Source organism: Bacillus sp. S2(2024), assembly GCF_050474045.1.
GTDB classification, from domain to species: Bacteria; Bacillota; Bacilli; order Bacillales; family Bacillaceae_G; genus Bacillus_A; species Bacillus_A yunxiaonensis.
Genome location: NZ_JBFLUS010000003.1, coordinates 3,098,797 through 3,119,610 on the forward strand (window position 1 = coordinate 3,098,797; position 20,814 = coordinate 3,119,610).

24 protein-coding genes are annotated in these 20,814 nt (G+C 36.3%); 7 read left to right on the top strand and 17 right to left on the bottom strand.

The features are described 5' to 3' along the window. Window positions 1–3: 3 nt before the first annotated feature. The 8 genes from spoVAD to AB1284_RS15610 all read right to left on the bottom strand — a co-directional run bounded on the left by spoVAD (window position 4) and on the right by AB1284_RS15610 (window position 5,652). Entirely contained in the window at window positions 4–1,017 is a 1,014-nt protein-coding gene (gene spoVAD, locus AB1284_RS15575; protein ID WP_429754015.1) for a stage V sporulation protein AD, read from the bottom strand. Between the two features lie 101 nt (window positions 1,018–1,118). Further along, window positions 1,119–1,580 (bottom strand): stage V sporulation protein AC, encoded by a 462-nt coding sequence (gene spoVAC, locus AB1284_RS15580; protein WP_429754014.1) that lies wholly within the window; start codon window positions 1,578–1,580, stop codon window positions 1,119–1,121. An 11-nt stretch (window positions 1,581–1,591) separates the two neighbouring features. Continuing rightward, a complete protein-coding gene (locus tag AB1284_RS15585; RefSeq protein WP_429754013.1) occupies window positions 1,592–2,008 on the bottom strand; it encodes a stage V sporulation protein AB in 417 nt (138 codons plus the stop codon). Then, window positions 2,001–2,621, bottom strand: a complete 621-nt coding sequence (locus tag AB1284_RS15590) for a stage V sporulation protein AA (protein ID WP_429754012.1) — start codon at window positions 2,619–2,621, stop codon at window positions 2,001–2,003. The genes AB1284_RS15585 and AB1284_RS15590 overlap by 8 nt, the downstream gene beginning before the upstream one ends. 91 nt (window positions 2,622–2,712) lie before the next feature. Then, the gene (gene sigF / locus AB1284_RS15595; RefSeq protein ID WP_429754011.1) at window positions 2,713–3,471 is read right to left on the bottom strand and encodes an RNA polymerase sporulation sigma factor SigF; all 759 of its coding nucleotides are present in this window, start codon (window positions 3,469–3,471) and stop codon (window positions 2,713–2,715) included. A gap of 12 nt (window positions 3,472–3,483) precedes the next feature. Next, complete coding sequence (gene spoIIAB / locus AB1284_RS15600) at window positions 3,484–3,924, bottom strand: anti-sigma F factor (protein ID WP_429754010.1); 441 nt, start codon at window positions 3,922–3,924, stop codon at window positions 3,484–3,486. Next, a complete protein-coding gene (gene spoIIAA, locus AB1284_RS15605; RefSeq protein ID WP_098914605.1) occupies window positions 3,925–4,275 on the bottom strand; it encodes an anti-sigma F factor antagonist in 351 nt (116 codons plus the stop codon). It lies immediately after the preceding gene. 198 nt (window positions 4,276–4,473) lie between these two features. Continuing rightward, window positions 4,474–5,652, bottom strand: coding sequence for a D-alanyl-D-alanine carboxypeptidase family protein (locus AB1284_RS15610; RefSeq protein WP_429711672.1), 1,179 nt, complete (start codon window positions 5,650–5,652; stop codon window positions 4,474–4,476). Window positions 5,653–5,817: 165 nt separating this feature from the next. Between AB1284_RS15610 and AB1284_RS15615 the strand changes: the two genes are divergently transcribed. From AB1284_RS15615 to AB1284_RS15635, 5 genes are read left to right on the top strand one after another with little or no spacing between them, the layout of a single operon-like run. Beyond that, window positions 5,818–6,237, top strand: coding sequence for a GntR family transcriptional regulator (locus tag AB1284_RS15615; RefSeq protein ID WP_429754009.1), 420 nt, complete (start codon window positions 5,818–5,820; stop codon window positions 6,235–6,237). Next, complete coding sequence (locus AB1284_RS15620; RefSeq protein ID WP_429754008.1) at window positions 6,203–7,084, top strand: ABC transporter ATP-binding protein; 882 nt, start codon at window positions 6,203–6,205, stop codon at window positions 7,082–7,084. The genes AB1284_RS15615 and AB1284_RS15620 overlap by 35 nt, the downstream gene beginning before the upstream one ends. Further along, complete coding sequence (locus tag AB1284_RS15625; RefSeq protein ID WP_429754007.1) at window positions 7,074–8,159, top strand: ABC transporter permease; 1,086 nt, start codon at window positions 7,074–7,076, stop codon at window positions 8,157–8,159. Before AB1284_RS15620 ends, AB1284_RS15625 begins: the two co-directional genes overlap by 11 nt. Window positions 8,160–8,210: 51 nt before the next feature. Beyond that, window positions 8,211–9,281, top strand: coding sequence for an ABC transporter permease subunit (locus AB1284_RS15630; RefSeq protein ID WP_429754006.1), 1,071 nt, complete (start codon window positions 8,211–8,213; stop codon window positions 9,279–9,281). A 48-nt stretch (window positions 9,282–9,329) separates the two neighbouring features. Next, window positions 9,330–10,400 (top strand): ABC transporter permease, encoded by a 1,071-nt coding sequence (locus AB1284_RS15635; RefSeq protein WP_429754005.1) that lies wholly within the window; start codon window positions 9,330–9,332, stop codon window positions 10,398–10,400. 8 nt (window positions 10,401–10,408) lie between these two features. Here the strand turns inward: AB1284_RS15635 and AB1284_RS15640 are convergent, their stop codons facing one another. Beyond that, window positions 10,409–10,963 carry a hypothetical protein gene (locus tag AB1284_RS15640; RefSeq protein WP_429754004.1) on the bottom strand — a complete coding sequence of 185 codons (555 nt, stop codon included), beginning with the start codon at window positions 10,961–10,963 and terminating at the stop codon, window positions 10,409–10,411. Window positions 10,964–11,086: 123 nt separating this feature from the next. Next, window positions 11,087–11,506 (bottom strand): MarR family winged helix-turn-helix transcriptional regulator, encoded by a 420-nt coding sequence (locus tag AB1284_RS15645; RefSeq protein ID WP_336481501.1) that lies wholly within the window; start codon window positions 11,504–11,506, stop codon window positions 11,087–11,089. Window positions 11,507–11,667: 161 nt separating this feature from the next. On the opposite strand from AB1284_RS15645, the gene AB1284_RS15650 reads away from it, so the two are divergent. Both AB1284_RS15650 and AB1284_RS15655 read left to right on the top strand, forming a co-directional pair. Next, window positions 11,668–12,327 carry an SIMPL domain-containing protein gene (locus AB1284_RS15650; RefSeq protein ID WP_429754003.1) on the top strand — a complete coding sequence of 220 codons (660 nt, stop codon included), beginning with the start codon at window positions 11,668–11,670 and terminating at the stop codon, window positions 12,325–12,327. A 135-nt stretch (window positions 12,328–12,462) separates the two neighbouring features. Continuing rightward, the gene (locus tag AB1284_RS15655) at window positions 12,463–13,752 is read left to right on the top strand and encodes an NCS2 family permease (RefSeq protein WP_429754002.1); all 1,290 of its coding nucleotides are present in this window, start codon (window positions 12,463–12,465) and stop codon (window positions 13,750–13,752) included. Window positions 13,753–13,917: 165 nt separating this feature from the next. Here AB1284_RS15655 and corA read toward each other — a convergent pair whose 3' ends face one another. From corA to AB1284_RS15690, 7 genes are all read right to left on the bottom strand, one after another. Continuing rightward, window positions 13,918–14,868, bottom strand: coding sequence for a magnesium/cobalt transporter CorA (gene corA / locus AB1284_RS15660; protein WP_429754001.1), 951 nt, complete (start codon window positions 14,866–14,868; stop codon window positions 13,918–13,920). A gap of 94 nt (window positions 14,869–14,962) precedes the next feature. Further along, window positions 14,963–16,267 (bottom strand): pyrimidine-nucleoside phosphorylase, encoded by a 1,305-nt coding sequence (locus tag AB1284_RS15665; protein WP_429754000.1) that lies wholly within the window; start codon window positions 16,265–16,267, stop codon window positions 14,963–14,965. A gap of 7 nt (window positions 16,268–16,274) precedes the next feature. Then, on the bottom strand, window positions 16,275–17,096 hold the full coding sequence (locus AB1284_RS15670; protein WP_429753999.1) for a purine-nucleoside phosphorylase: 822 nt from the start codon (window positions 17,094–17,096) through the stop codon (window positions 16,275–16,277). 13 nt (window positions 17,097–17,109) lie between these two features. After that, entirely contained in the window at window positions 17,110–18,294 is a 1,185-nt protein-coding gene (gene deoB / locus AB1284_RS15675) for a phosphopentomutase (RefSeq protein ID WP_429753998.1), read from the bottom strand. A gap of 256 nt (window positions 18,295–18,550) precedes the next feature. Further along, window positions 18,551–19,288, bottom strand: a complete 738-nt coding sequence (locus tag AB1284_RS15680) for a FixH family protein (RefSeq protein ID WP_429753997.1) — start codon at window positions 19,286–19,288, stop codon at window positions 18,551–18,553. Window positions 19,289–19,477: 189 nt separating this feature from the next. Continuing rightward, a complete protein-coding gene (gene xerD / locus AB1284_RS15685; protein ID WP_429753996.1) occupies window positions 19,478–20,368 on the bottom strand; it encodes a site-specific tyrosine recombinase XerD in 891 nt (296 codons plus the stop codon). A gap of 6 nt (window positions 20,369–20,374) precedes the next feature. Further along, window positions 20,375–20,605 (bottom strand): YqzK family protein, encoded by a 231-nt coding sequence (locus AB1284_RS15690; protein ID WP_429753995.1) that lies wholly within the window; start codon window positions 20,603–20,605, stop codon window positions 20,375–20,377. Window positions 20,606–20,814: the final 209 nt, after the last annotated feature.

Sequence of the window (20,814 nt, forward strand, 5' to 3'; positions counted from 1 at the left end):
ATATTACACCCCTTTTATTCTTTCAAATACGATACCGTGTGCAATCGTTGGAATCGTTTCTTTTTGTTGAATCATAATCGGATTTAACAAGGCACCAGTTGCTACAACAAAAATCCGTTGTAAATTCCCCTTTCTCATTTCTTTCATTAAATGTCCATATGTCACAACTGCAGAGCAGGCACAGCCACTCCCACCTGCAAATACTTGCTGGTCATCTCTGTAAATCATTAAACCGCAATCATTATAGACATTACCTATGTCATAGCCTTCATCTAACAAAAGTTGCCGCGTAATTGGTGTTCCAACTGCAGATAAATCACCCGTCACAATTAAGTCATAATCTACAGCACTTCTTTTTAAATCTTCAAAATGCTGTTGAATTGTATGGGCTGCAGCAGGCGCCATAGCAGATCCCATATCAAACGGATCTGTTATGCCTAAATCTTGAACTTTTCCAATGGTTGCTGATGTTACTTTAATTGAACTTCTTTCACGACTAATTAAAGCTGTACCAGCTCCTGTAACAGTGAATGTCGCTGTAGTTGGTTTTTGCCCTCCATACTCTGTTGGATAACGAAATTGCCTTTCAGCAGTGGCATTATGACTACTAACTGTTGCTAATACGCGATTTGCAAATCCACCATCAATAAATGCAGCGCCAACAGCGAGCGTCTCCATAGAAGTTGAACACGCTCCAAACATTCCTAAAAATGGAATCGAAAGTTCTCTAGCAACATAATTTGCTGTAACCGTTTGATTTAATAAATCTCCAGCTAAAAAAAAATCGATATCAGATGTTTGCAGCTTTTCTTTTCGCAATACTTGTTGAATTGAATCCCTCATTAATCGTCTTTCTGCTAGCTCCCAGCTCTCTTCTCCGCAATGCAAATCATCATATGTAATATCAAAACTATCTCCAAGCGGTCCCTCCGCTTCTTCCGGTCCAACAGCCGTTCCTGTCGCATTCACATATACATCGTTTTGAAATACCCACGTTTGTTTCCCAGTTAATCTCATCTGTCTTCTCCTTTACTTACATAAAGTGAAACTTCCCTTAGTGATTTTCCCCACCTGTCCTCTTCGTTTTCTCTGAATCTTAAGGTGAGAGATTACTGCTATTAGGGTGAGATAAACAGCTTCCATGTATACCGAATGAGACCGACAACATACGCTCCAACAACACCAAATACAATTACACTTCCAGCAATCTTGAACATATTGGTGGCAATCCCAAGAACAATCCCTTCGCTGCGGTGTTCCATCGCTGCACTCACCATTGAATTTGCAAATCCAGTAACTGGGATTGCTGATCCTGCCCCTGCAAATTGTCCAAGTTTATCATATACACCAACCCCCGTTAAAATAGCCGACAATAATATTAATGTTGTGATTACTGGATTTCCCGCATTTTTCTCCGTAAAATCAAAATAGTGTATGTACATCTTCATCAAAGCTTCACCTAATGTACAAATAAGTCCTCCAACAACAAAAGCCTTGACGCAATTCATAACATAGTTAGGTTTTGGTTGATACTTTTTCACGTTATTTGTATAATCATCTTTCAATTTTCGCGGTGTCATTTACATACCTCCTATTTCACAAAATAAATCCAATGAAATAAAGAACCTACCACCTTACCAAGAACAAGTGCGATGAGAAGAATAACAATTTTCCCATCAACCCCAACACGTTTTGCCAATATCGGAAGTACATTCAGCACTTCTGTTAAGGCAGCGGCAAGCATTCCAATAAATGTGCCACACAACAATCCAAGGAGCAAAAGCCAATACGGTGAAGCCACCAATGTGATCTCGCGTAAACTGCACCATGCGCCGCTTAATGCGCCACTCACAACAGCCCATTCATAATATTGAACACGATGACCACTTTTCGTTAACTGAGCAAGCCTTGGAATCACACCTAATACAGTTAAAAATGCAACGTATCCTCCTCCAACAGCAATTCCACCAGCAAATCCAATAAAGATTACCCCGATATATTCAATCATTTGGGATTTTCTTTATCATTTCTTTATTTTCATTCATCATTACATATTGATCGAGAGATTGCTGGTATTGGAACATTTCAACTTCTAATGGGCTCGGCTCCTCATTAATGCGCTTTTGAAAAACATGATTAAAAAAAAGAATCATTCCAAGCCCAAGTCCTAACGAATATGGGATTTGAAATAAAAGTGGCTTTTTGTTGTTTTCTCCTGTAATCATGTAATACAAGCGTTGATGTACTTGCTGCATACTAACATCTTCATGAAAATAAATAATAGCAAGGGCAGCCCCCACAAATAGTAATAGCCAAACCATTCCAAAGAAAAAAGGATTTACTCGTTTTTTCTCATATACGATTTCAACAATAGTTTGTGCTGAACCAAGCAAATTAATTTGTAAATTGCTAGAATACTGTTGAATGCGCTGAATAACTTTCATCACATCAATTACCACATGCGTTTTATCTTTCTTTGTAATTTTGTATACAGCCTGTCGTTTTATTTCGTCGACAATATGTGAATCCCCAACTACTTGTGCAACATCACCAACTGTAATCTCATAAGCAGGAGACACTTGAAGACGACTTCTCATCTTTACATAAATCGTTTGCTCCACTCCAATCACCTCTTAACTATTCCTCGTAGTTGTAGTATGGATATTGGAAAATTTTCTAATACAACTTTTTTAAAATAAAAAAACGAATAGACTATTCGCCTATTCGTTCCTTCATTTGCTTTAATATTTTCTTTTCTAGTCGTGACACTTGTACTTGAGAAATCCCTAAACGCTCCGCTACTTCTGATTGCGTTTGGTCTTTATAATATCTCAAATATACAATCAGTCGTTCACGTTCATCTAATTCACGAATCGCTTCTTTTAAAGCAATCTTATCAAACCACTTCGTTTCAGAACGATCCGCAATTTGATCTAAAATGGTAATAGGGTCACCATCATTTTCATACACCGTTTCATGTATAGATGACGGTGTCCGACTTGCTTCTTGCGCCATTACCACTTCTTCTGGCGTTAATTCTAACGCCTCAGCTATCTCGGTAACTGTCGGTGCACGGCCATACTCTTTTGATAATTCATCTTTCATTTTGCGAATTTTATTTCCAGTTTCCTTTAAAGAACGACTTACTTTCACTGTCCCATCATCACGTAAAAAACGTTGAATTTCTCCAATAATCATTGGGACTGCATATGTCGAAAACTTTACATCAAAAGATAAATCAAATTTGTCGACAGATTTTAACAAACCAATACAACCAATTTGAAACAAGTCTTCCGGTTCATAACCGCGATTTAAAAAACGTTGTACAACCGACCAAACAAGTCTCATATTATTTTGTACAATTAAATCTCTCGCTCCTTGATCACCATCTTGACTTCTTTGAATTAATTCTTTTAACTCTTGATCCTTTAACTGGCCTTTTCCTTTTTCACTTCTGACCTCTATGTCCATAGGCAATTCTCCTTAATTGCATAGAGCGTTACTTTTTGATAGATACTTCGTCAAATGGATCGTTGTCCCGAAAGATTCATTGGAAATAACCTCTACTTCGTCCATAAAATTTTCCATAATGGTAAATCCCATTCCGGAACGCTCTAATTCGGGTTTTGTTGTGAAAAGGGGTTGCCTTGCTTCATCTAAATCTAAAATTCCAATCCCTTCATCACGAATCGTTAACTTTACCATATCCTCTTCCAAAATAACCGTAATATACACAATGCCATCTGGGTGTCCTTCATACCCATGGATAATGGCATTCGTTACCGCCTCAGACACAACTGTTTTCACTTCAGTTAACTCTTCCATCGTTGGATCAAGCTGCGCAATAAAAGCTGCAACTGTAACCCGAGCAAACGATTCATTTTGACTTAATGCTGAAAATTGAAGGTTCATTTCATTTCTCATCTACGCCACCCCCAATGTCGCGAGCGCATGCGCTTCATTTTCTTCTAAACGAATAATTTTAAATAGCCCTGACATCTCAAACAAGCGTTTTACAGCAGGAGAAATTGCACATACAACCATTTCGCCGCCTAAGCTTTTGACATGTTTATATCTTCCTAACACAACACCAAGGCCAGAGCTATCCATAAATGCTAATTGCTCTAAATTTAAAATAATATGATGAACATGATGCGTCTCAATCATATCAGTAACTTTCGCTCGCAACTCTTCAGCAGTATGATGATCCAGTTCGCCTGCTAAACGAACACATAAGACATCACGCTTTACTTCTAAATGAATAGAAAGACTCACTCTATTTCCTCCTTACATTCAAAATTCGCGCATACACGCAAAACATATAAGAAGTTTTTCTCTAAAATAAATGTAGAATCCTTCCACCTGACAAAAGAAGTATTATTTCGTCATAAAATGAACCTTCTAGCGGCATCTCTTACCATTAAGATAACAACTGACTCAACAACAAAAGAGAAAGCGGCAACAAAATTGCCGCTATTTCGATGTCGAAAACATCCCAAAACTTCGTTTAAATAACTCCCACCAGCTCGCTGCTGCGACATCCTCTTTCGCAACGATTGTCTGTTTGAGTAATACTTGATTATCTTTTTTTATGACAAGTGTACCTAAAGCATCTCCTTTTTTAATTGGAGCTTTCACTTTTTCCTCAGCCACTACTTCTTTTTTAATATTTTTCATCGTTTCTCCCTTTTTCATCAGTAGAGAAACATTGTCAGATGCAACTAAGTCGACAGTTTCTTTTTTTCCTTTTCCAACCTTTACTGTCTGAATTTTTTCTCCTCTTGTATACATTTTTTTCGTCATATATTGACTAAATGCATAATCAAGAAGCTTCGTTACTTCCGCATTCCGTTCTTTTGATGTTGGAGACCCCATAATAACAGAAATGACGCGCATGCCATTTCGCTCTGCAGATGCTGTCAAACAATATTTTGCCTCTGTTGTGAAGCCTGTTTTCACGCCATCAACACCTGGATAGAACCGAACAAGCTTGTTTGTATTGACAAGCCAAAATTTCTTATCCGTATCTTCTCGTAAATAATCTTCATATTTACCTGTATATTTACGAATTAACGGGTACTTCATTAATTCCTTTGCCATAACTGCCATATCATATGCTGTTGAATAATGGTTCTTGGCTGGAAGACCTGTTGGATTTTGAAAATGAGTATTTTTAAGTCCTAAATCTTTTGCTTTTTTATTCATCATATCTACAAATCCTTCTTCTGACCCAGCAATATGTTCAGCAACTGCAACTGATGCATCATTTCCAGATGCAATTGCAATGCCTTTTAGCATTTCATTGACTGTCATTTCTTCACCAGGCTCAAGGAAAATTTGCGATCCGCCCATAGAAGCTGCATGTTCACTCGTTCTCACTTTATCTTGCAATTTTAGTTTTCCTTTTTCAATTTGCTCCATAATGAGTAGCATGGTCATAATTTTTGTCATACTAGCAGGTGGCAACTTTTCATTTGGGCTTTTTTCAAATAAAACTTTTCCCGTATCCTGTTCAATAACAATCGCTGACGATGCTTGTTCCGCTAGCTTTGGTTTTGTTTCTGCTTCTTTTTTCTCAGACTGCGCAAAACCAATTGGAACAGCGGAAAGCAATAACATGAAACAAACAAGTATTCCAATCAATCGCTTCATGACTAACCCTCCATTCTATATCACACCTATCTTTTCCAAATGAAGGGTTTTTATACCATCTTTTTCTAAAAATAGAATTGACAAACAGAAGTGCATTATTTATTGTATTAAGTGTATTACATCTAGTAGTACACTTAAAATTTCATCAGGAAGGAGACATTGCTCTTGCACATTCAACTTGATCCAAGAAGCAACACTCCGATATGGGAACAAATTGTTCATAACGTAAAGGAACTAGTTTTAAAAGCGATACTCGCACCAAACGATAAACTCCCTTCCGTTCGGGAACTTGCCTCTTCACTTGTAATTAATCCAAATACGGTGAGTAAAGCGTATCAAGAATTAGAACGACAAGGAATTATTGAAACACTGCGCGGCAAAGGAACATTTGTATCACAATCGATTACCCCAACACAAGATGAAAGGAAAATTGCTATGGTGGAAAAACAATTTCATCAACTATTACTAGAAGCTTCTTATCTCGGTATTTCAAAAGAAAAAATTCATGATTGGATTGATTCATACTATAAAGAATTAGGGGGAAATACTCATGCTGAAGGTGACGAACGTAAAGAAAACAATTGATAACCAAACAATATTAGAAGATATTTCATTTACTTTAAAAAAAGGAAGCATCGTCGGATTACTCGGAAGAAACGGAGCTGGGAAAACAACATTATTACGCACACTCGTTGGAATTTTAAATCCAGATGAAGGCACTGTTACATATAACGAAATTGACGTGCACAAACATCCTGAAGTAAAACAAATGGTCGTATATGTTCCAGACTCTACAAATGTACTCAGCGGATATACAGTAAAAGAAATCGCAAAATTTTATAAAGCAGTCTATCATAATTTCAATGCAGACTATTTTTATAAACTACTAGAACGCTTTAACTTACCAGAGAAACGCATTCGCACCTACTCCCGCGGAATGAAAGCTTTGCTAGCGATGATCCTAGCTTTTTCTACTGGCGTAGAATACATTATTTTAGATGAACCAACAAATGGACTAGATCCAATCGTGAAAAGACAAATCCTTCAATTTTTAATTGAAGAAGTGGCAGAGCGCGAAATCACAGTTCTCATTTCTACGCATCACCTAGATGAAGTGGAAAAAATTGCAGACACAGTCATCATTTTAAAAGATCATACAATCGCATCGATCACAGCTTTAGATGATACAAAATTACGCTATGCAAAAATTCAAGTAGCTTACGAGCGCTCCCTACCACAAAAGCTGATGAATTTATGTAATGTGAAAGTATTAAACCAAATAGGAAAAGTTTATACCGTCTTAATCGAAGGCAATGTAGCTACTACGTTAGAAAAATTTCATAAAGAGCAGCCACTCTTATTAGAAGAGTTGCCAATGTCACTTGAGGATGTATTTGTTACGGCATTCGAGGAGGGCTCACATGTTTCATAGGGCGTTATGGATGCGAACATTTAAACAGGGAAAATATATTGTTTTATTATTTTGGTTAAGCAGTTTATATATGCTTCCTTATCAATATTACAACGGAGCACAATCTGAACTTGCTCAATCAACAATGAAATTTGATGGTTATGTATATTACTACGCCTATTCTTTTCAAACATTAGATCCAGTCATGATACAAGGCATCATTCTCATTGCACTTGCTTGTCTATTAATTGGATGGGAACGCAGCAATCAATCTATCGATTTTCTTTTCTCCATGCCATTTCAAAGAAAAGATATTTTTCTCACAAAATGGTTGTTTGGTATTTTAAATATTATAATCGCAAACATTGTTTGCTGGGCTAGTATGTATGGCATCAAAAAAATATCTTTCCATGACCAGTATCAAATATTTAGCCCGTTCCATACTTACTTTTTGTACGCTACAATCATACTCATTGCTGTTTATACATTCGCTCTATTTATTGGCACCATTACAGGAAATATTCTTTCACAGGGCGCCTTAACAGCAATGATTTTATATCTTCCATACATTTTAATAATATTAATATTTGGGTTTCTTCACGCTCATATAGGAGATTCAACAAAAGAATTGTATAAAACAGGAAATAAGATTAGTGATTACTTAACACAGACAAGCGTATTGGCACCATTAGACAAATTTTATATTATATATGATTACCATCCTATCGAGAATTTTGATCAGCATGGTAATAAAATTTCTGAATCACCGAGGTTAAATCCAATGGAGAATGTATCCATTCCGTCTGCTTGGAAGCTCCTCAGCACGATTGCTTACATTATCATATTTCTCCCGTTAGCAATTACTTTATATAAATATTCTCCTAACGATCAAAACGGAAAAATACTCTTGTTTCCGCAGTTACAAAAATGGTTTATTGCTTGTACTGTCATTTGCTTTGCATTGTTAAGTGGACGCATATTAGGAATGCACTTTTCTATATGGGGATATTATATAACCGTTTTAGGATCAGGGATTATCAGTTATATCATTTTAACTCGTTTACTAAAACGAAAATTCTCTTTTGGTAGAAGATAAACGTTACTGTTTTAATCAAGTAGGAAATCCTTATAAATCGAGGTGAATTACATGTTTCATAAAGCACTATGGATGCGAAACTGGAAACAAGGAAAATATACTATTTTACTATTTTGGCTCATTAATTTCTATCTACTATCGTGCAGATATTATTTAGCAGCTGCAGAACAGCTAAACTATTTTCACGATAATATGAAATGGAATTATCGTTTTCATTACCACTATATTTTCCCTGAAGAAACTATAGTAATACAGGGTGCACTTGTTATTGTTTTAGGTTGTGTACTCATTGGCTGGGATCGTCACAATCAATCTATCGATCTACTTTGGTCGATGCCATTTAAGCGAATGCATATCTTTCTTACAAAATGGCTTTTCGGTGTATGTAATATTATTAGTGTTCTAGTATTGAACTGGGGAATTTTCGCTATTTTGAAAAAAACAACTTTTCATAATAAATATCAAATATTTTCACCGTTTCACTATTATTTTCTATATGCAACCATCGTACTCATTGCAATCTATACGCTAACGCTATGTATCGGAACAATTGCTGGAAATGTTGTATCACAAGGTCTTTTAACTACAATTGTTCTTATCTTACCTTTCGTATTGTCTCTTTTGATTGCTGGATTCATTTCTGTTCATACGAATAAATCGTATTCTAACACTTACGAACAAGAAAATGCATATATGAATAAAGTTGAAAAACTTACTACCTTTTCACCTATGATACATTTTCAAATTCATTTTAATTACGATCCGCAGTCTGCCTATACAGATAAAACAGGAAAACGAATTAATGAGCCTAACTTTAGCTCAATTCCGTCTCCCTGGACATTAATAAGCCCTATTCTATATACACTGATTTTATTACCATTAAGCACGTACTTATATACTCGGTCACCTAACGAACAGAACGGAAAAATACTACTTTTTCCAAAGCTGCAAAAGCTCTTTATCGTTTGTACGGTAACGTGCTTTGCCTTGCTTGGTGCTCGTTTACTAGGAGGAATCAATTCGTTAGCGAGCTATTATATAGGTTTTCTAGGTATAGGATCCATCTGTTATCTCATTTTATCTCGTCTACTAAAACAGAAATTCTCTTTCATAGGAAGATAACAATTTTTTTACCCAAGAAAAATATACATTTAAATCGAGGTGAATTACATGTTCCATAAAGCATTATGGGTGCGAAACTGGAAGCAAGGGAAATATGTCATTTTGCTCTTTTGGTTCATTACACTATACGCTTTACCTTATAAATATTATGTAGAAGCTCAAAATACGGTTCATTACTTTCAGATGAATATTAAAGATAGTGATTATTTTTATTATTTTGGAGGCAGTGACCCTATCATATTTCCTGCCCTCATTTTAATTGCATTAGCTACCCTATTAATAGGTTGGGAACGAAATAATCAATCGGTCGATTTTCTTTGGGCTATGCCATTTAAACGGTCACACTTATTTTTATCAAAGTGGTTATTCGGTATGGCTCATATCGTAAGTGCACTTAGCGTAAGCTGGTTCCTTATGTATATCGTCTATAAAACGACGATACATGCTGAATATCAATCATTTACACCATTTCATCTATACTTTGCCTATACAATCATGACATTAATTGCAGTTTATACACTAGCTCTTTTTATCGGAACCATTACCGGAAATATTGTTTCACAAGGTGCGCTAAGTTATATCTTAATGATTTTACCTATTTACATTTTTCAGCTTGTTTTTCCTTTCTTTGCATTACATGTTGATTTATCAAAAAAAGAATATAACAATGTCTATGGTAAAAGTTCCATGTATATAGAAAATACAAGTACATTAGCTCCTCTTACGCATTTTAAAATTAACTATGACTATCATCCGCAAAGAGAAGCTACAAAAGATGAATACGGAGACCTACATGCAGGACCTGCTTATCACCATATTCCATCTGCTTGGACAATACTAAGTCCTGCAATTTATATACTTATCTGTCTTCCACTAGGAACCTATTTATATGCACGCTCACCTAATGAACATAATGGAAAGATATTGCTATATCAAAGACTTCATGTCTATTTCTCAATATGTACTTCCATTTGTTTCGGACTTCTTGGCAGCGAAATTTTCACTAATGGCAGTAAATCTATCCAGCTTCACTATATGTATGTTATAGGGTTTAGCATTTTGACATATGCCATTTTGCAACGAATGTTAAAACATAAACTTTCTTTATATGCAAAATAGCCTCCTAGTCAGGAGGCTTTTTTCACGTTGTTTCGTCTTCCACTATAGTTCTTCTCTTCATCCGTCCCAAATCCATCCCCATTTGTCACGATTTGATCCGTCGGTGCGACAACACTTTCAGCAACTTTCCAGTCTCCGTGCTCTTGCACAAACACTTGTAAGAAATAGTTCATTCCATTTAGCTGATACGGATTTTCTTTTTTCACATCATACCGCGCAGCTAAATAATAGACTTGTACGTTTTCTTTTCCAAATTTAGCTACATACTGAGAAACTCGCGGAATATACACTGAAGCTTTGGTCAATGATATTTGTTTTACGTTGACAAGAGAAGAACGTTTCACATTATGTAAAGTATCTTGATGATGAATCTGATCACTATGGTAAAATAACACCGAATTTTGCATGGAACGTACCCATAATTGCGCATATAAAACAGATTCATTATTCGAAATATATTGCAGTTCCTTTTGTACAATTTGTTTCGGAGATGCTGCACTTATTTGTATACTGTAACATAATAAACATATACCGATAATTCCAAAAGAAACGATACGTTTCATAGCCTACCTCCTATTCCATATAGGTAAAGTATAGGAGTTTAGGTTAATTTTTATGCAACGTAACTGTTCCATAGGATGATGAAGCTATAAAAAATAGAAAAGCAAAAGTTGCTTTTCTATTTTTTATAGCACTCTGCCAAAGAGTTCCAATACCATTTCAATTTCTTGATCGCTCCAGTCCTGGAACTTCTCTCTATAATATTCTTTTCGAACATTTTCAAGCTTTTCGGCAACTTCTTTTCCGCTATCCGTAATTTCTAAATAAACAATACGCCTGTCTGAATCAGAGCGCTTTCTCATTACAAGTCCCTTACGAACAAGACGATCTGTAACCGCTGTAATATGACTCGATGTAACGTTCACTTCACTTGCAATTTGAGATGCCATTTGCGGGCTTTTCCAATATAATGCACGCAGTACAGAAAACTCATTCCATGGCATATACTCAGAAAAGAGTTCATTAATATCATTTTGTAATAAACGAATCATTTTTCGAAAGGAAATAGATAAGTCTAAAATAAGTGCTTCTCGTTTTTCGTTCACTGTTCTCGATCCTTTTTTATAATATTTACACATATTATAATGCATGAATACCTTAATTGTATATATTTTCTTTCTACTTAGATTTTCCAATATATTTCTAAATTTAAAGAAAAAATGGACTTCCTTCCTTCATATAAATGAAGTAAGGAAGGTGAACAGTTATGCAAATTGGAATGCCACCATATGTACATGATTTACGTAATGGTAAGGAAGCAACTGTTACTGTACAAGGTGAAGGTGTCGTAAAAGCAAAACCCGATGTTGTTGTTTTAACAATTGGTGTTCGTACTGAAGGTCCAAATGTAAAGCAAGCACAAGAAGAAAATGCTGCTCTTTCTACTCAGTTGCTTGCATCTTTAAAACAGCTTGGAATTACAGAGCAAAATATCAAAACGCTTTCTTACACCATTACACCGCAATATGAACACGTGAACGAAAAGGCTATTTTACGCGGTTATCAAGTTGAGCATTTATATGAAATTATTGTATTGAATGTACAAAAAGCAGGAGAAGTATATGAAGCAGCTGTAGCAAACGGGGCAAATGTCGCCAAAGGACTTGTATTTCGCGTTTCAGATCCAAACGCTTACTACAAACAAGCATTAGTACTCGCTGTGCAAAATGCCCAAGAAAAAGCAAGGACGATTGCTGGTACATATAGTCTAAATATAAATCCCATTCCCATTTCTCTCGTTGAAGAGTCCTCTCAAATGCCGCGGGAATTTGTTGCTTATTCCGCTGTCCATAGTGGTGCCCCCCCTATTCAATCAGGAGAATTGGAAATCATTTCAACGGTACGTGCTGTTTTTACCTATATTTAATTATATCCAATAAAAAGAAGTAACCGTTCTCATTTTAGTTATTGTAAAAACCTTTTGTTTTGTTATAATTAAAAATGGTGAGTCCTGCATAGGGATATCACGGGCGGGAGAGGGATATAAAAAAGAAGGTTTAACATGAAAGGAATCCTTGAAAAAACATTTAAATTAGACCTACATCACACATCGCCAAAACAAGAAGTACTTGCTGGTGTAACATCATTTTTCACGATTGTTTATATTATGATTGTGAATGCATCTATTTTATCAGATGCTGGTATTCCTCTTGAAGCAGGAATTTTAGCAACTGTATTCAGCTCATTTGTCGGATGTCTATTAATGGCATTTTGGGCAAATGCACCAGCGATCCTTGTACCAGGTATGGGAGTAAACGCGTTTTTTACGTACACAGCAGTGCATACGCTTGGTTTAACTTGGCAAGAAGCATTAGCAGCGGTCTTTATCGCTGGTATTATTTTTACAATTGCCGCATTTACACCAATTGCTCGCACGCTTTCTGTTGCAATTCCAAAGTCGTTAAAAGAAGCGATTACAGTCGGTATCGGGCTATTTTTAGCATTTATCGGCTTACAAAAAGGTGGCCTTGTCGTTGCGAATTCAAATACGGCTGTTACATTAGGAAAGTTAAGTAGTCCAGTTGTTCTAGCGACACTTCTTACTCTTATTGTGGCATTAGTTTTATTTATTCGTAATATACGTGGAAACTTTTTATGGACAATTGCAATTGGAACCGGAATCTCCTGGTTGTTTGGTATTGTTGATACAAGTCAAGTCGGCAATAGCACCTTTTCATTTGCTAACTATGGTGATGTTTTTGGCGCAATGTCGTTTGGGAAACTGGCTTCTTTACCATTTTTAATCGCAACGTTCTCATTGAGTATGGTGCTCATTTTTGAAAACATGGGCCTTTTACATGGTTTATTAGAAGATCAGCGTAAATTTCCTCGTGCTTATCAGGCAAATGCAATTTCAGCGATGACATGCGGTCTATTTGGAACAAGTCCAACTGTTTCTACAGTAGAAAGTGCTGCTGGTATTACGGCGGGCGGTAAAACAGGTCTGACGTCTATCGTCACTGGCGGATTATTCTTCGCCTCATTGTTTGCTTTGCCGTTTGTAAAGCTGATTCCAGATAGTGCAATCGCTCCAATCTTAATTATTATTGGCGGTTTAATGATTACAAACATTCAACAAATTCCTCTGAACGATTTTTCAGAAGGATTTCCAGCGTTTTTAATTATCATTATGATTCCGCTCACATATAGCATTGCTGATGGTATCGCTTTTGGATTCATTGCATACCCAATCTTAAAAGTAGCACTTGGTAAACATAAAGAAGTTGCAAAACCTCTTTATACTATCACATGTCTGTTCTTACTCATGTTTGTGTTACACGCCATCGGCTAAATAAAAACCTCCGGGAATTCCCGGGGGTTTTTATTATCTCTCATTAACAGGCAATAAAATTACCATCTCCAGATGTAGAGAGAAACGAAGAAGCTAGATAGCAGACAACTGCCCGTAAAAGCCCGAATGGGTGGGTTTTCTCCCCCCCACTCACGGAGCTTCACCTTATTTAAACCAGCCCTTCTTATAAAACCATACCATCATTCCACCACCAATAAGAGCCATTATGGCTAAACAAACATAATAACCATTCGCCCATTTTAACTCTGGCATATTGTCAAAATTCATTCCATATACACCAACAATAAATGTTAATGGCATGAAAATGGTTGAAAAAACCGTTAATGTTTTCATAATGTTATTCATATGATGAGAGTTTAGCGAAAAGTAACTATCCCGGATATCCGCTGTTAGCTCTCGGTTTGTTTCAATCATCTCAGACAGCTTTAACAGGTGATCATAAATATCTTTAAAATAAATTTCATGATCATTCCCACCATAAAAACGTGTTGAATTTAAAATACGATACAATAAATCACGCATTGGTACAATTGTTCTTCGCAATTTTGATAAATCAGTACGAATATCAAATACCTCTTCTAATACAGTACTTGTTATATTTCCTGTTAAATTATCATCAATTGCATTCAAATGATCTTCAATATAATATACTGGAGCAAAATAATCATCGACAATTTGGTCAATAATCATATGGGTCACATGAAGAGTACTTCTCTTTATTCGCTGTCTTTCCCCAAGTTTATTCCACGCTCGTTCAATTGCCTTATTATGCGAAAAGTGAAAGGATACAACAAAATGATCACTAACGAATAAATCAATTTCGTGTGGCTCTAATCCCTCTTCACTAAAAGCATGAAGAACTAAAAAATTATACCCTTCATAAAAGTCAACTTTCGGCCTCTGTACATACTCTAAACAATCTTCAATCGCAAGGGGATGAAAGTTGAAATAGTCTTGTAAAATATATGTATACTCTTCTTTTGTCGGTTTACATAAATCTAGCCAAAACCACACAATATCTTCTCGCTTTGTTTCTTCTAATGACAAATCATATAATATTTCATTTTCTTTTGTTACTGCACAAATTCTTATCATAGTTTCACCCGTTATTATTATAAGCAAAAAAAGCTAAGGAGAAAACTCCTTAGCTTTTTTATCTCACAATTCGTGAACAAATTGTCACTTTATCTTATTTCTCAACGATGCCATGTACTAACTTTGGTGCATCTACGCGTTCTGCAGATACCTTCATGTTTTCGTAAATTTTTTGTTTTACGTCTTCTACATTTTCACGGTTCGCGTAAATCGTGACAAGTGATTCACCTTTTTTCACGCTATCGCCTACTTTTTTACGAAGCATAAGTCCAACTGCTAAATCAATTTCTGATTCTTTCGTTGCGCGGCCTGCTCCTAAAAGCATCGCTGCTGTTCCAATTTCATCTGCAACAATTTCAGATACATATCCATCTTCTTTTGCCTCTACTTCAATCTTATATTGTGCTTGCGGCAATTTAGAAGGATCATCTACAACTGAAGCGTCACCGCCTTGTGCTGCTAAGAACGTTTTAAATGATTCTAGTGCTTTCCCGTTGTTCATGACTTCGATTAGCTTTTCACGCGCATCTTCTAAAGAAGAAGCTTGTCCAGCAAGATATACCATTTGACTTCCAAGCGTTAAACATAACTCTTCTAAGTCTTTTGGTCCTTTTCCTTGCAATGTATCGATCGCTTCTTTCACTTCTAAAGCGTTACCGATTGCCTCACCAAGCGGCTGACTCATATCAGAAATAACAGCCATCGTTTTACGGCCAACATTGTTACCGATGCGAACCATCGCTTCTGCTAATTGCTTCGCATCCTCATCCGTTTTCATAAATGCACCTGCACCTGTTTTAACATCAAGTACGATTGCATCCGCACCAGCTGCAATTTTTTTACTCATAATAGAGCTTGCAATTAACGGGATAGAGTTTACCGTTGCCGTCACGTCACGAAGTGCATATAACTTTTTGTCAGCAGGTGTTAAGTTGCCACTTTGACCAATAACAGCAATTTTATTTTCATTTACAAGGCGAATAAATTCCTCATTTTCAATTTCCACATGAAATCCTGGAACTGCTTCTAATTTATCAATCGTACCACCTGTATGTCCAAGACCGCGACCAGACATTTTCGCAACTGGTACACCTAAAGCAGCAACTAATGGACCTAACACAAGCGTAGTTGTATCACCAACACCACCTGTTGAATGTTTATCAACTTTAACTCCTTCAATCGCTGATAGATCAATTGTATCGCCGCTATTTACCATTGCCATTGTTAAATCAGCACGTTCCTGCTCATTCATATCTTGGAAGAAAATTGCCATTGCAAGTGAACTCATTTGGTAATCTGGAATATCACCATTTGTGTAACCTTTAATGATAAAATTAATTTCTTCTGTCGTTAAAGCTTTACCATCACGTTTTTTTGCAATTAGGTCCACCATTCTCATTGGGAACTCACCCCTTCATTTGTTTTACAATTGCTTTTACAAGCGATAAGAAGTTTGCTTTTACACGCTCTGTTGTTTCAATTACTTCATCATGATGAAGCGGCTGATCTAAAATTCCAGCTGCCATATTTGAAATACAAGAAATACCAAGCACTTTCATACCGGCATGACCAGCTACAATAACTTCTGGTACAGTTGACATTCCAACTGCATCACCGCCAACTGTACGAAGCATACGAATTTCTGCAGGTGTTTCGTATACAGGACCTGTCATCGCAACATACACACCTTCTTGTACTTTAATATTTAAGTCAGCAGCAACTTGTTTTGCCATTTTGCGAAGGTCTTTATTGTATGCTTCAGACATATCAGGGAAACGTACACCCATCTCAGAATCATTTGGTCCGATTAATGGATTATGCCCCATAAAGTTAATATGGTCTGAAATTAACATTAAATCTCCTGGCTCAAATGATGTATTTACACCGCCAGCAGCATTTGTAACGATAACTGCTTCTACACCTAACTCTTTCATAACACGAACTGGGAATGTTACTTTTTGCATATCGTACCCTTCATAGTAATGGAAACGACCTTGCATTGCTACAACTGTAACACCTTGAAGTGTACCAAATACAAGTTGACCAGCATGACCTTCTACAGTAGACACAGGAAACTCAGGAATTTCACTGTACGGTACAGCTACTGCATTTTCGATTTCATCAGCTAATACACCTAGACCTGAACCAAGGATTAACCCTACTGTTGGTGTTTCTTGAAATTTCCCTTTTAAATATGTAGCAGATTTTGAAATTAACTCGCGATTCATTTGATATTCCTCCTTATTTATCTAGCTCGTTTAAGAAGCTTTGTCCGTATTTTGGCATTGTTACACCGAAGTTTTCTGCAACTGTGGCACCGATATCAGCAAATGTTTGACGAAGCGGTAATTCTTTTCCGCCTTCTTTCATACTTGGACTATATGCTAATAATGGTACATATTCACGTGTATGGTCTGTACCGTGATGAATTGGGTCATTACCATGGTCAGCTGTAATAATTAATAAGTCGTCTTCTTTTAACTTTTCAAGTATTTCAGGAAGACGTGCATCATATTCTTGCAATGCTTCTCCATAACCTTGAGGATCACGGCGATGACCGAATAATGCATCAAAGTCAACAAGGTTTACAAAGCTTAAACCTGTAAAGTCCATACCCGCTGTGTCTGCAAGCTTATCCATGCCATCCATGTTAGATTTTGTGCGAAGAGATTGTGTTACGCCCTCTCCATCATAAATATCAGAGATTTTACCGATTGCAATTACATCATAATTGGAATCTTTTAATTCGTTCATAACTGTGCGTCCAAACGGTTTTAAAGCATAGTCATGACGGTTTGGCGTACGTGTGAAGTTTCCTGGCTCCCCAACGAATGGACGAGCGATAACACGACCTACCATATATTTTTCATCAAGTGTTAACTCACGTGCAATTTTACAAATGTTATATAATTCTTCAAGTGGTACAACTTCTTCATGAGCAGCAATTTGCAGTACGCTATCAGCAGATGTATACACAATTAATGCGCCTGTTTCCATATGTTCTTGTCCAAGTTCATCCAGAATTCCTGTTCCAGACGCTGGTTTATTCCCAATAATTTTACGCCCTGTTTTCGCTTCTAGCTCATCCAGTAATTCTTTCGGGAATCCTTCTGGGAACACTTGGAATGGCGTATCAATATATAAACCCATAATTTCCCAATGACCTGTCATTGTATCTTTTCCCATAGATTTTTCTTGCATTTTTGTATAATATGCAAGCGGCTTCTCTGCTTTTGCAATCCCTTTCATTTCACGGATGTTACCAAGACCTAAATTCATCATGTTTGGCATTTGTAATCCGTTCATATGCTCTGCAATATGGCCAAGTGTGTCAGAACCTTTATCACCATATTTCTCAGCATCTGGTGCTTCTCCAATTCCTACGGAGTCCATTACGATAAGAAAAATACGTTTATATTTATTCACAACTGTAACCTCCTATATATGCTACTTATGTAGTATGTTCAAATTGATGTAAAAACTTTCCTTTTCTTCTAAGTCAGATGTCAGACATCTTATGTTGCTATCATAACATGTTGACGCTTTCTTTTTAAGGAATTTTTATCACATTTCGTTTTTTTTCACATTTTCATTGTAATACATTCTACCTAGAAGCGCTAATAAAATCGATATATGTTGCCCGACATACAAATAAAAAACAGCTCTTTAAAAGAGCTGTCCCTTACTTCACTTCAACTTTTTCTTCTTTATGATCATGAAGATCACCTTTTTTCACATGAACCTTTACATTATATGTTCCTGCTTCTTTAAATGTATAAGTACTTGTATACTCGCCTTTGTTACCTTCTTTTGCTGGAATAAACTCATGCTTTTCTGCACCGTCTTTCCAAATTTCAAGTTGAACTTCCGCACCAGTTAGTGCTGCTTCTTTTTGTTGTACATGTGCTGTCAGTGTAGATTCTGTATTTGCTTTCATGCCATCTGCCATCAGATGAATCATTGTATCACCATGAGCATGATCGTCATGATGACCATCTGTTGCTTTTTTTGTATCCTCAACTTTTGCATTTCCAACAGCCACTTTTACTTCTGGCATCACATGCATATCACGTGCATTTGTATGTGCGATAATATGATAAACACCATCAGATGGGAATGTTTTATCGATTGCATAAACACCGTTACCTTTATGCTTCGCGTCTAGCATTTCTTTTTTCTCTTCGCCATCTTTCCAAATTTCAAACTTTACATCTGCATCTGTTACTTTGTCTTTCCCTTGTGTAACAATTGCTTGTACTTCTACGTTTTCATTCGGCTTTAAAGTTTCAGGATTTGTCTTCACTTCTACTTTTACTTCTTCAAGCGGTTTATCTTTTTTCGCTTTCTCATCTGATTTCGTATTACAACCAGCTAACGCTAGTATTGCGATAAATAATGTAATTAAAAGTTTTTTCATCATAACTTCCTCCTTCTTCCTATCTTAGTATAGAGGAAATATGTGTTCATATTCTAGCCATCTGCTGAAAACAATGTACGAAATGTTTGTGAAGTTTTTGTGAAGTACTTTCATTCTATCCCGCTATTCACGGGTAATAAGCCCCTCACTGATGGAAGTTTCACTTTACAATAAGTAAAAGGGCATGAATACTCATGCCCTTGGATGAAACTGTTTATATACATCTTTTAATCTAGCTTTTGAAACATGTGTATAAATTTGTGTTGTCGAAATATCAGCATGACCAAGCATTTCTTGTACTGCCCTTAAATCTGCACCATTCTCTAATAAGTGCGTTGCAAAAGAATGACGTAACGTATGCGGTGTAAGTTCTTTTTGAATATTTGCTTCTTGTGCAAGTCTCTTTAAAATCTTCCAAAACCCTTGGCGAGATAAACGGTTCCCATGATGATTTAAAAAAAGCGCTTCAACCATTTTCTTTCCTAATAGTTCCGGTCTTCCTTTTTCAATATAATACTGAATCGCTTCTGTCGCTAAACTGCCAAGAGGGATAATTCTTTCTTTATTTCCCTTTCCGACGCAACGAACAAAGCCCATTGTTAAATGTACATCTGATAAGTTTAATTCAATTAATTCAGAAACACGTAATCCTGTTGCATATAATAACTCTAACATAGCCTTGTCACGAATTCCAAATGCACTTGTTCCTTTCGGTGTTTGCAATAGTGCTTCTACCTCATTGATTGATAACACTTTCGGTAATTTACGTTCACCTTGAGGCGTTTCAATATGTACAGATGGGTCATGTTCCACAACACGTTCACGTAATAAAAATTGATGAAACGATCGTACAGATGCAATGTGACGCGCCATTGTTTTCGAAGATTTCCCATTATCTTTTAGATGATGTAAAAAATTCACAATATGCATACGCGCCACATCATGAAAAGATGTAATTTGTTCTACTTTTTGTAAATACTTCGTATAGCTTTTTAGATCGCGCTCATATGATACAACTGTATTTTGAGCTAACCCTTTTTCAACAACCATATAATGAATAAAGTCTTGTAATTGATCTTCCAATCTTCTCTACTCCCCATTTTCATAGAAAAAAATCATTCTGTTGACGAAAGCATCCTTTGCAGGCTCCTCTGTTCCAGATACCTTTTCTACCATTCCTTCTTTAGGTTTTTCATAACGATGATAACTTTCATATTCTTCATTTATCCATAGTATAGCGAAATAAAACAAAATGGTACAACCGATAAACAATAAAAATACCTTCATACCATCAAAAATAACTTGAATTGCTCGGCGCATTGTGAATTCCTCCAAAGTTTATGTTATTACAACATATGCCAAGCTTTTCATCATTTATACCTAATTATTGAAAACACCCGCCACTTCTCTCTAAAACCTTAAGTTAAGAAGTTTTATCCATTTTCATTGAACTACCCCCACCTAAAATCCTAACGAATTTTTGAGGAAGGGGATTCCCAAAAGGGACAACTAAGACAAAATGCCTAGCG